This is a genomic window from Pseudoalteromonas sp. Z1A6 (assembly GCF_011378745.1).
In the GTDB taxonomy this organism is placed as follows: domain Bacteria; phylum Pseudomonadota; class Gammaproteobacteria; order Enterobacterales; family Alteromonadaceae; genus Pseudoalteromonas; species Pseudoalteromonas arctica.
Genome location: NZ_WTKW01000127.1, coordinates 1 through 11,223 on the forward strand (window position 1 = coordinate 1; position 11,223 = coordinate 11,223).

The 11,223-nt window shown below is 41.0% G+C and carries 10 protein-coding genes; 3 read left to right on the plus strand and 7 right to left on the minus strand.

The annotated features are described in order from the left end of the window. Positions 1-696 (plus strand): hypothetical protein (locus tag GQR46_RS09830; protein ID WP_165740838.1); only part of this gene is annotated, 696 nt, incomplete at its 5' end. Between the two features lie 111 nt (positions 697-807). Here the strand turns inward: GQR46_RS09830 and GQR46_RS09835 are convergent. Continuing rightward, complete coding sequence (locus tag GQR46_RS09835; protein WP_165740839.1) at positions 808-1,278, minus strand: cupin domain-containing protein; 471 nt, start codon at positions 1,276-1,278, stop codon at positions 808-810. 169 nt (positions 1,279-1,447) lie between these two features. Between GQR46_RS09835 and GQR46_RS09840 the strand changes: the two genes are divergently transcribed. Then, a complete protein-coding gene (locus GQR46_RS09840; protein WP_165740840.1) occupies positions 1,448-2,596 on the plus strand; it encodes an endo-1,4-beta-xylanase in 1,149 nt (382 codons plus the stop codon). Positions 2,597-2,692: 96 nt separating this feature from the next. On the opposite strand, the gene GQR46_RS09845 is transcribed toward GQR46_RS09840, so the two are convergent. From GQR46_RS09845 to xylB, 6 genes are all read right to left on the minus strand, one after another. Next, positions 2,693-3,667 (minus strand): aldose epimerase family protein, encoded by a 975-nt coding sequence (locus tag GQR46_RS09845; protein WP_165740841.1) that lies wholly within the window; start codon positions 3,665-3,667, stop codon positions 2,693-2,695. A gap of 13 nt (positions 3,668-3,680) precedes the next feature. Beyond that, positions 3,681-4,064, minus strand: coding sequence for a hypothetical protein (locus GQR46_RS09850; RefSeq protein WP_165727816.1), 384 nt, complete (start codon positions 4,062-4,064; stop codon positions 3,681-3,683). A gap of 106 nt (positions 4,065-4,170) precedes the next feature. Further along, positions 4,171-6,189: a transketolase gene (gene tkt / locus GQR46_RS09855; protein WP_165740842.1), complete on the minus strand. Its 2,019-nt coding sequence runs from the start codon at positions 6,187-6,189 to the stop codon at positions 4,171-4,173. A 58-nt stretch (positions 6,190-6,247) separates the two neighbouring features. Then, positions 6,248-7,186 carry a transaldolase gene (tal, locus tag GQR46_RS09860; RefSeq protein ID WP_206009525.1) on the minus strand — a complete coding sequence of 313 codons (939 nt, stop codon included), beginning with the start codon at positions 7,184-7,186 and terminating at the stop codon, positions 6,248-6,250. Between the two features lie 39 nt (positions 7,187-7,225). Further along, positions 7,226-8,545, minus strand: coding sequence for a xylose isomerase (gene xylA, locus GQR46_RS09865; protein WP_007375167.1), 1,320 nt, complete (start codon positions 8,543-8,545; stop codon positions 7,226-7,228). Between the two features lie 30 nt (positions 8,546-8,575). Then, positions 8,576-10,033: a xylulokinase gene (gene xylB / locus GQR46_RS09870; RefSeq protein WP_165740843.1), complete on the minus strand. Its 1,458-nt coding sequence runs from the start codon at positions 10,031-10,033 to the stop codon at positions 8,576-8,578. Positions 10,034-10,195: 162 nt separating this feature from the next. Here xylB and GQR46_RS09875 point away from each other — a divergent pair, with 162 nt between their 5' ends. Further along, positions 10,196-11,152, plus strand: coding sequence for a Gfo/Idh/MocA family oxidoreductase (locus GQR46_RS09875; protein WP_165740844.1), 957 nt, complete (start codon positions 10,196-10,198; stop codon positions 11,150-11,152). Positions 11,153-11,223: the final 71 nt, after the last annotated feature.

Consider the following 11,223-nt stretch of genomic DNA (forward strand, 5'->3'; position numbering starts at 1 on the left):
TATCCAAATAAAACTTTTAAAGAAAAGCTGATTATTTTGGACTTTACATGTCGCTTTTGTCTCAACATACCAAGCATTGGATTTCCTTTCCCTAGCTATTATATTGATGGATTGTTTAGAAACTCGGATGAGAAATTAGTCAGTTCTCTAAAGATGGATCTTAGTAGAGGCATGAATCGTTCTTCACTGTTGTGTCTTATTTTAATTGTTCTCAAATACTCATTCGATGAAATACAGATAAATGAAGATGATACGTTTGAAAGTCAGGTCGAAGATAGGGTTTTTGATATCTTTCGACGAGGAAATCAAACGTTGAAACAGTGCAAGCAGTCACTTCTGTCACTTTGGGAGGTAGAATATGATTTAGGGTGTAAATTACTTGATGAAAAAGGATTTGAGCTAGCTAATAAGTTAGCAATATTAAATAAAGGCTATTCTTGGAATAAGTTTGATCATATAACTGCAGCACTTCCAGAAGTTGGGTTAGTTACTGGTTCTTTTATTAATGCTAAGAACCCAATAAAGTTTGATATGGAACAGCATTTTTATAAATATTCGGATGCTGCTGATCAATTGATAAAATCACTTCAAAACATTAATAAAAAGAAGCAACATTTAAATCCTAATATCGCACATGCTTGGCTAAATGATATTAACGAAGGGAAAAATTCTTTTATAAAATTTTATGATGAATAACCCAAAACAGCCTGATCTTATATCAGGCTATTTTTTCCTCTAAAAGCGAAGCGTCTCTTAACCTCTTAGTGCATAATTTTCTTAGTCTACTCCACTAAAAAGCCACTAAACCTACTTAGCCTGATACCTCACGACTACAAACTTAAGTGGCACATCGCCGTTGTTATAAATACCGTGTAGGTCATTAGGGGCTGCAAATAAAATATCTCCGGTGAGTGCTGGTTGGCTTTTGCCATTAAGTGTCCAGGTGCCTGAGCCCTCAAGAATCATTAAGTATTCTTCATCGGGATGCTGGTGGGCGGGATGTATTTCGTTATTAGGTTTAATAACCGCCACACCTGTAATAGCGCCTTTGGTGAGTGATGTATCGCCATAAAAGTAGGTATGAAAATCACCGCCTTCGTAGTGAGTGATGTGCGCGTCTTTTGGGCTCACTATAGATGAGGTAAGTTGCTTGGGTTTATCTGCTGCGCTAACAGGTGATGCAGAAGTTAATGCAGCAGTTAATACAATCGTTAATGCAATCGTTAATGCAAAGGTGCCTGCGGCTTTTAGTGATAAAGTGTTTGTTGTGTTTTTCATGTGTGTCCTTGCTAATTTATTTACTAATTATCTTGCTAGTTAGGTATGCAATTAAGAAATGTGTGCTGTGTTATTTTTGTTCAGTCTATTTTAATAAAACGTTGTTGTCAAAAAGACTATATGGTGTTAAGTTTACCTTGCACACTAAAAAACACACAACAGGTACATCATGCATAAAAATAAACTAACGATTGCTATTTTATTAGGAATGTCGAGCCTTACACTTGGCTGTAATGGCTCAGCAGAGCAAAGTAAACCGACTTTAAAAGCACAAAAAGCGCCGGCGCAATTAACGCTTAAAGCGCAATTTAAAGATCACTTTAAAATTGGTACCGCAATTAGCCGCGACCAAGTGTTAGGAGCTTTGCCTGAAGATTTAAACGTGGCTAAAGCGCAATTTAATACCTTTACGCCAGAAAATTCTATGAAGTGGGAACGTATACACCCAGAGCTTGAAACGTATGATTTTGAAGCCGCAGATGCGCTAGTTAAGTACGCACAAGAGAACAACCAAGAATTAGTTGGGCACACATTAGTGTGGCATTCGCAAACGCCTGATTGGGTTTTTGAAGACGAACAAGGCGAGCCGCTAACCCGCGATGCATTACTTAAGCGCATGCAAAACCATATAAATTCAGTTGCAGGGCGCTATAAAAACCGTATTTTTGCATGGGACGTTGTAAACGAAGCACTTAACGAAGACGGCACACTGCGTGAATCTAAATGGAGCACCATTATTGGTGACGACTTTATAGAATATGCGTTTAAATACGCTAAGCAGGCAGCGCCTAATGCCAAGCTATACTACAACGATTACAACTTATATAAGCCAGAAAAAAGAGCCGGTGCAATTGCGCTTATTAAAAATTTACAAAGCAAAGGCATTGAAATAGATGGTATTGGTATGCAAGCGCATTATTCGCTTGATAACCCAGAGCTTTCGTTAATGGAAGACTCTATTGTGGCATACGCTGCAACGGGTATTGATGTGATGATAACCGAGCTTGATATTTCGGTTTTACCCTTCCCTGAAGGTGAAGAACAAGGGGCTGATATTTCGTTAGATATTGCGCTGCAAGAGCGATTTAACCCATACCCAGATGGTTTACCGAGTGAAGTAAACACCCAGTTAGGCGAGCGCTACAAAGCCGTGTTTAACATACTTAAAAAATATGACGATAAAGTAAGCCGTGTTACTTTTTGGGGTATAAGCGATGCACGTACTTGGCGCAACGATTGGCCAATGCAAGGGCGCACCGATTACCCATTATTAATTGACCGTGAGTTAAAACTTAAAAGCTTTGTAAGCGATTTATAATCGCACTAAACATTTAACCTCCCGTAAAGGATCGCTTAATAGCGATCCTTTTTTGGTTTTAAGCGCTTAAAATAGCTATTTTTGATAGGTTTATTATTAAGATTTCAAGTTAGCTAAGCAGTAACTAATATGCGTTTGCAAAGGCACTTGTGGTGTTAAATAGCTAAATGGGAAGTGTGGGTTATTAGGGCTGTCGGGGCAAAATTGCGGCTCTAGGCAAATACCGTCAAATTGGTTAAACGGATTTTTTAAGTGCTGCCCCGTGTACACTTGAATAGCAGGGTAGTTAGAAAGCACACTCAGCATTACTTTTTCATCGGCGCTAGTAAGCTCTGCGTGTTGCTTATTGGCTTGCAGGTTAAGTACTTGCTCGGTTACAAAGTTATGATCGAGTTTATCGGTTTTATTAAGCACACGCGCATTTGTGTAGTCAAAAGTGGTATTTGCTACTGGGGCTATTAAACCTGTGGGAATGGCGTTTGTATCTACGGGGGTATAATGCGTGGCAGCCAGTTTTAATGTATGCCCTTGTGCGCTGTTAGTAATGCCATTTAAATTAAAATATGGGTGCGCTGTTGGCCCTGCAATGGTTTTTTTATTACTGGTAATCGTAAATTTAATATCAAGATTACTTTGGTTTTTACTGTTAGTGGTAAAGGTATACAGCACGTTAAATATAGTTTTACCGGGGTAGCCGTTGTATCCATCGGGTAGAGTAATACTTAAACTTAGCGCATTTTTTTGATGATAATCGAGCTGCCAAAACAAGTCGCTTAATGCTTTATGCCCGCCATGAAGTTGGTTATTGCCTTCGTTTTTATTAAGCGCATAAGCTTTATTATCAATGTGTATTTGGGCGTTACTTAGCCTATTTGCATAAGGGCCGGCTACTGCGCCTAAGTAAAACGTGTCGTTTAAATAGTCATTAATATTAGAATAGCCAAGTACAATATTTCTTTTTTTATTATCAACATGGGTAACCCAGCTGGTAAGCCGGGCACCGTAGTTAATAATAGAAATAGTGTCGTTTGCCTCATTACTTAGTGTGTATTGAACAAGTGAAGTTGTCATGGTGGTTACTCTTTTAATTGTTCATTCTGGCTTTTTTAATTTCTTCTTTTACGATTGGATACAGATCGTAAGTTGGGTAAAACTCAGTGCTGTAGGCTTTCCAACCATAACGTTCAATCGATAAATTTACTTTTGGTAATAGTGCTGCCGGAAAGCGCAAAGTAACTACTTGGCCTATGCCCATCATTACTTTCCAAGATTCTACCGTTGCACCCTCTGGCGGAAAATGTTTGTAAAAGTTGGCGTTGTTGAGTATTTCTTTTATTTCAGAGAGGTTTTTTGATTGGTCGTGTTTTAAAAAAATCGTTAGCATTAGTTCATCATTTTGCTTGTCATTTGCCCATGCGTTAAAACTAGTACCTGCACTAAAAAGCATAATTAATAGTAAATATTTCATAGTTCACCTTTGTTAGTTAATTATAAAAATGCGCCGAGCTTTGGGAGGCTTAGCGCATTAATTGGATAAAATTGTATTATTGCGCGCATTACGCGTACTAAATGTATTAGGCGTTGGCTTTAATTAACGCCTGCGCGGTGCTAACTACGTTTTTGGTGGTAAAGCCAAAGTGCGCTAATAACACGTTACCTGGCGCCGATTCACCAAAAGTGCTCATACCAATTACTTTGCCTTGTAAGCCAACATATTTGAGCCAGTAATCTTGGTGTGAGGTTTCAATTGCAATACGGTTTACAATTGAGTTTGGTAATACACTTTGCTTGTAATCGTCTGATTGTAGGTCGAACAATGTGGTGCTTGGCATTGAAACCACACGCACGGCAACGCCTTGTTTTGTTAGCTCTTTAGCGGCTTGCATTGCTAAATCAACCTCAGAGCCTGTTGCAATTAAAATAAGCTCAGGCGCTTTATTGCTTTCGCTAAGAATATAGCCGCCTTTTTCTATGTCGCTAATTTGCTGAGCGCTGCGTGGCTGGTGGTTGAGCCCTTGGCGACTAAAAATAAGCGCCGTAGGTTGCTGCTGATTTTGTATAGCGTTTTTCCACGAAACGGCGGTTTCTACCGCGTCACATGGGCGCCATGTGACTAAGTTTGGCGTCATACGTAGGTTGGCTAGTTGCTCAATAGGTTGATGAGTCGGGCCGTCTTCACCTTGGCCAATAGAGTCATGGGTATACACAAATATATTTTGAATACCCATAAGTGCCGACATTCTTACTGCGTTACGGGCGTATTCCATAAACATTAAAAATGTAGCACCGTAATTAATAAAACCACTGTGCAGTGATATGCCATTCATAATGCCGCTCATACCAAACTCGCGCACGCCATAAAATAGGTAATTACCGCTGGCGTCATCTGCGCTTATGCCTTTAGAGCCAGACCACAGCGTTAAGTTAGAACCGGCTAAATCGGCAGAGCCACCCAGTAACTCTGGTAAATGCGGGGCAAAGGCTTCAATGGTGTTTTGCGAGGCTTTTCGGCTGGCAATGTTAGCAGCATCTTTGTTGCACTGTGCAATATAGTTGTTTGCAATAGCTTCAAAGTTGTCAGGCAGGGTGCGTTTAATTACGCGACGCTCAAATTCTTTAGCAAGCTCTGGGTGGCTTTTGGTGTAGTCGCTAAACAGTTGCTGCCATTGTTTTTGTTTTTTATCACCACTTTGTTTAGCGTCCCAATGGGCGTAAATATTATCACTGATACTAAATGCTTCATTTGGTAGGTTTAAGAATTTACGTGCAGCAGTTATTTCGTCATTACCTAATGGCGAGCCGTGGCAGTCGTGCGAGCCTGATTTATTTGGCGAGCCAAAGCCAATCACGGTTTTACAACAAAGTAGGGTAGGTTTATCGCTCACTAGTTTGGCTTGTGCAATGGCGCTGGCAATTTGTTCTGGGTCGTGACCGTCTATATCTTTTATTACATGCCAGCCGTAAGCGTCAAAGCGTTTAGCGGTGTCGTCGGTAAACCAGCCCTCAACGTGTCCGTCGATAGATATGCCGTTATCGTCCCAAAAAGCAATAAGTTTACCCAGGCCTAATGTGCCTGCAAGCGAACATACTTCGTGCGATATGCCTTCCATTAAACAGCCATCACCCATAAAACAGTAAGTGTAATGATCAACAATATCAAAACTCTCTTTGTTAAATTGTGCTGCTAGGGCTTTTTCGGCAATGGCCATCCCTACGGCATTTGATAAACCTGCGCCAAGCGGACCTGTGGTTGTTTCAACACCTGGGGTATAACCGTATTCAGGATGACCTGGGGTTTTTGAATGCATTTGTCTAAATTGTTTAAGCTCGCTAAGTGGTAGCTCGTACCCGCTTAAATGCAATAAAGAATAAATAAGCATAGAGCCGTGACCGTTACTGAGTACAAAGCGGTCTCGGTTAGGCCAATTTGGATCGTTAGGATTGTGGTTTAAAAAATCGTTCCACAGTACTTCGGCTATATCGGCCATACCCATAGGTGCGCCCGGATGCCCTGAATTTGCTTGCTGTACCGCATCCATACTGAGTGCGCGAATGGCATTAGCAAAAGGCGCACGAGAAGAAAGCTGAGTCATGTATTACCTCAAATAAAAATAAAAAAGCCCGCACGTAATGTGGCAGGCTTGAGGGAAATTAGTGTAGTAGGTCTTCAACCAATTTAGCTAAAATACGCTGGTCTTTGGCAAAGTTACGAATGCCTTCACCGAGCTTTTCGCTGGCCATTGCATCTTCGTTGTGCTGCCATAAAAACTGCTGATGGGTAAGCTCGGTTATTTCACTTCGCGGCGCTTTTGTTATGTTTGCAGCGTCAAGTTTAGTAACCAGTTCACCTTCTTGGCTTTGTAAACTATTTAACAGTGGTGGCGAGATAGTGAGTAAATCACAGCCAGCAAGTTCGATTATTTCTTCAATGTTTCTAAAGCTTGCGCCCATTACCACCGTTTTATAATCGTACTTTTTGTAATACTGATAAATACCAGTAACCGACTGCACACCAGGATCTTCACTTGGGGTGTACTCTTTGTTTTCAGACGCTTTATACCAATCAAGAATACGACCAACAAACGGAGATATAAGCGTTACGTTAGCTTGTGCGCAGGCAATGGCTTGAGCCATCGAAAAAAGCAGCGTTAAGTTACACTTAATGCCTTCTTTTTCTAACTGCTCAGCGGCTTTAATGCCTTCCCACGTTGAAGCAAGTTTAATAAGTACGCGGTCTTTTGAAATACCCGCTTGCTCGTAAAGTGAAATAAGCTTACGCCCTTTGGCAATACTTGCTTGGGTGTCAAACGATAAACGCGCATCTACTTCGCTTGATATACGCCCAGGTATTACTTTTAGTATTTCACAGCCAAAGTTAACAATAAGTTGGTCGCAAATAGCGTCAACGTCGTTGCCAGCTTTGCTTATAGCATCACTAATTAAATGTTTATACTGAGGTAATTTTGCAGCTTGTAAAATTAACGAAGGGTTGGTTGTTGCATCAACCGGTTGTAGAGCTTTGATTGACTCTACATCGCCACTGTCGGCAACGACTGTGGTTACTTTTTTGAGTTGTTCTAACAAGTTCATAATGATGTACGCCTCGGCTTTAAAACCGAGGCGATGTCCTTATACGTAGCGGTTAACAATATTCTCAAGCAGCTCTTGGCGACCAGAAACTTGCTTAGGATCGATGTTGTTCTCGTGTACTAAGGCTGAAAGGCTCTCAAGTGATTGCTCACCATTTAGAATGCTTTGACCTAGGTCTTCTTTCCAACCAGCGTAACGTTTTTCAACAAAGTCAGTTAGCTCGCCACCTTCAATCATTGCTGCTGCATTGAGTAATGCTTTAGCCATTGTATCCATACCGCCAATGTGACCAATGAATAAGTCATCACGCTCACACGATTGACGACGAAGTTTAGTGTCAAAGTTAAAGCCACCGGTTGTAAAACCACCCATTTTTAAAATTTCGTAAACAACAAGTGTGCACTCGGCTACGTCGTTAGGAAATTGGTCAGTATCCCAACCGTTTTGCATGTCGCCACGGTTAGCATCAATACTACCCATAATGCCCTCAGCGCAAGCAACTGCAATTTCGTGATGGAAACTATGACCCGCAAGTGTTGCGTGGTTTGCTTCAATGTTTACTTTAATTTCGTCTTGTAAGCCATGCTTATATAAAAAGCCTGCAACCGTTGCTGTATCGTAATCGTACTGGTGCTTAGTTGGCTCTTGTGGTTTTGGCTCAATTAATAATGTGCCTTTAAAACCAATTTTTTTCTTGTGCTCTACAACCATTTTCAAAAAGCGTGCGTACTGTTCGCTTTCTTGTGCAAGGTCTGTATTTAGTAGCGTATCGTAACCTTCACGGCCACCCCAAAGTACGTAGTTTTCGCCGCCTAAACGATGCGTAATTTCCATTGCATGTTTAACTTGTGCTGCTGCGTATGCATACGTATTAGGATTAGGGTTTGTTGCACCACCGGCACAAAAACGCTGATTTGAGAATAAGTTAGCAGTACCCCACAGTAGTTTTACACCTGTGCGCTGCATTTCTTTTTCGATAATGTTAGCTATGTGCGTTACGTTATCGTGGCTTTCTTGTAGTGTTTTGCCTTCAGGGGCAATATCAACATCATGAAAACAAAAGTAAGGAACGCCTAATTTTTCATAAAATTCAAAGGCTACTTTTACTTTTTGTTCAGCAAGTTCTAATTGGTTGCCTACAGGTTGGATCCAAGGACGATCAAATGTACCTTCACCAAAAATATCAAACCCTGTAGAACAAAAGTTATGCCAGTAACAGGCTGCAAAACGTAAATGTTCTTTCATTGTTTTGCCAAGCACTACTTGGTTTTCGTCGTAGTAACGAAATGCAAATGGGTTTTTAGAGTTTTCACCCTCAAATTTAATTTTTTCAACGTTTGTAAAAAATTGCTCGCTCATAATGTGCTCCATTAATTTTATAATAGTGTATTAAAAGTATGTTTTTACACTTTGATAAAGTGCTTTGTATGTTGTGTATTGTTGTGCGTAAAAGTCTTGCATAACTGGGTCTGGCTCAATTGTTTGCGTTACTTTGCCGTTAACACATACTTGTTGTGCAGGGAGTTGTTCTACTCCTATTCGGGCAAGTCTTGCGGCGCCAAATGCAGGGCCAACTTCTGAGCCTTCTCGGTAAATAAGGGGGCGGTTAAGTACGCTTGCGATGATTTTTCCCCACAGTGGGCTCTTAGCGCCGCCACCAATAACGGTTACATCGTCAATTTGTGCACCGGCATCAAGCAGTACTTGTTGTCCATCGGCAAAGGCAAAAGCAACCCCTTCGAGTACTGCACGGCCAAGGGCTGCTGCATCGGTATCACTGTCTAAACCAAAAAACACGCCTTTAGCATCGGGGTTATTATGCGGCGTACGTTCGCCAGTTAAATAAGGTAAAAATATCACTGAGCTTGGTTTGCTAAAGTCGCATTTGCTTACTTGTTCAAGTAATGCGCTTTCGTTTTCAAAACCGGTTAATTTAGTGACCCAGGTTAAGCAGCTCGCTGCGCTTAACACCACTGACATTTGGTGCCAGGTGTTTTCAATGCAATGACAAAAAGTATGTACAGCACCTTCTGGGTTAGGCAGGTATTTATCGTTAGCAACAAAGTAAACGCCCGAAGTACCTAATGACAAAAACGCTTGTTTAGGTTTTACTACGCCAACACCGGCAGCGCCTGCGGCATTATCGCCACCACCTGCAACAACAGGCACTTGCTCCATACCCCATTTAGCAGCCACTTCAGCGGTTAATTTGCCCGTAATTTGTGTGCCTTCAAAAAGAGTAGGCATGTGTTGCTCTGTTAAGTCGCAGGCGCTAAGCATTTTTTGTGACCATGCTCTTTTTTCTACGTCTAGCCACAGTGTGCCAGCCGAGTCAGACATGTCTGATGCAAAATCACCGGTCATTAAAAAGCGTAGGTAGTCTTTTGGTAATAATACTTTGGCTACTTTTGCAAAGTTTTCTGGTTCAAACTCTTTTAACCACACCAATTTAGGTGCAGTAAAACCAGGCATTGCTATGTTGCCGGTAATATTACGAGAATTTGGTTCGCGTTTTTCAAGCTCTACACATTGTGCTGCACTGCGCCCGTCGTTCCATAAAATGGCTGGGCGAATAATGTTATTGTTTTTATCAAGCAGCGTAGCGCCATGCATTTGCCCAGAAAGGCCCACAGCCTTTACCGATTTTAGTAATGCAGGGTGAGTATTTTTAAGCTCATCAATTGCACTACATGTAGCAAGCCACCAATCTGTAGGGTTTTGCTCAGAAAAAAGTGGTGCTGGGCGTGAAACGCTTAAAGATCCACTTGCTTGAGCAAGCAATTGGTCTTGCTCGTCTAAAATAATTACTTTTACACCTGAAGTGCCTAAATCGATACCAAGGAACATAAATGTGATGCTTAATGTTGTTTTAGTGTTAGCGCTAACATTAATGATTTGATATTGTTAAGTCAAGCTAGTTTTAAACTATGTTTAACAATTAATTTGCAAGTTTATTGCTTGGTTGTTGGAGTTCACTTAAATTTCTTTTTAAGATCATAAGGAAACACTATGAAAAAAATAAACTGGGGTATTGTTGGTTGTGGCCGAATTGCTGCACAATTTTGTGAAGACTTAGCACATACAAATAATGGTGTTGCGTACGCAGTCGCAGCAAGAAATGGGGATGATGCAACCGCTTTTGCGAGCAAGTATGGTGCGGCCAATGCCTACGAAGGGTATCAGGCATTATTTGACGATAAAAACGTTGATGTAGTTTACATTGCGACCCCGCATAACTTTCACTTTAAAAATGCCAGCGATGCTATTAAAGCAGGTAAGCATGTATTGTGCGAAAAGCCCATTACGGTTTCGGCTGAAGATTGCAAGCAGTTGTCTTTACTGGCTAAAAAGCACGACGTATTTTTAATGGAAGCCATGTGGACGTACTTTTTACCTGCAATACAAAAAGCAAAACAATGGGTAGAGCAAGGGCGAATTGGCACTATTAAACATGTTAAAGCTGACTTTGGTTACCCTGTGCCTTTTAACCCCGACGGGCGTGAATACAACCCAGATTTAGCGGGCGGTTGTTTACTCGATATGGGAATTTATCCGCTTGCCATTGCTAATTACTTTTTAAATAGCGACCTTGAAAACTTACACGTAAGAGCAAACATTCGCTACAAAGGCGTGGAAGACGATGTACTTATTACTGCTAATTGTGGCGATGTAATGGTGAGCTTAGCAACGTCATTTCAATGCCGGTTAGGGAATGGCGCGTATATTATAGGCGACAAAGGCTATATAAAAATACCCGATGCATTTAGAGCTTATGAGTGTTCTTTGTATGAGCTTGATGATTTAATTGAGCATTTTGAAGATGGCAGGCAGTCACAAGGTTACAGCTTTGAAGCACAAGAAGTAGGGCGCTTACTGAGCGAAAACAAACGAGAGAGTGACATTATGAGCCACTCTCAGAGTTTACTTTTACAATCGCAAATGGAGCGTATTAAAGCCCTGTTTTAAAGGAGGTTTAAAAGAATTTTAAAAAGCTTTTAAATGGTTTTATATCAGCTCTAAATCAACTAATAAACTTA

Bases quoted from the DNA above. Each gene is read 5' to 3' on its own strand.
- GQR46_RS09835 (WP_165740839.1), bottom strand. From the start codon at position 1,278: ATGAAAAACACAACAAACACTTTATCACTAAAAGCCGCAGGCACCTTT.
- GQR46_RS09840 (WP_165740840.1), top strand. From the start codon at position 1,448: ATGCATAAAAATAAACTAACGATTGCTATTTTATTAGGAATGTCGAGC.
- GQR46_RS09845 (WP_165740841.1), bottom strand. From the start codon at position 3,667: ATGACAACTTCACTTGTTCAATACACACTAAGTAATGAGGCAAACGAC.
- GQR46_RS09850 (WP_165727816.1), bottom strand. From the start codon at position 4,064: ATGAAATATTTACTATTAATTATGCTTTTTAGTGCAGGTACTAGTTTT.
- tkt (WP_165740842.1), bottom strand. From the start codon at position 6,189: ATGACTCAGCTTTCTTCTCGTGCGCCTTTTGCTAATGCCATTCGCGCA.
- tal (WP_206009525.1), bottom strand. From the start codon at position 7,186: ATGAACTTGTTAGAACAACTCAAAAAAGTAACCACAGTCGTTGCCGAC.
- xylA (WP_007375167.1), bottom strand. From the start codon at position 8,545: ATGAGCGAGCAATTTTTTACAAACGTTGAAAAAATTAAATTTGAGGGT.
- xylB (WP_165740843.1), bottom strand. From the start codon at position 10,033: ATGTTCCTTGGTATCGATTTAGGCACTTCAGGTGTAAAAGTAATTATT.
- GQR46_RS09875 (WP_165740844.1), top strand. From the start codon at position 10,196: ATGAAAAAAATAAACTGGGGTATTGTTGGTTGTGGCCGAATTGCTGCA.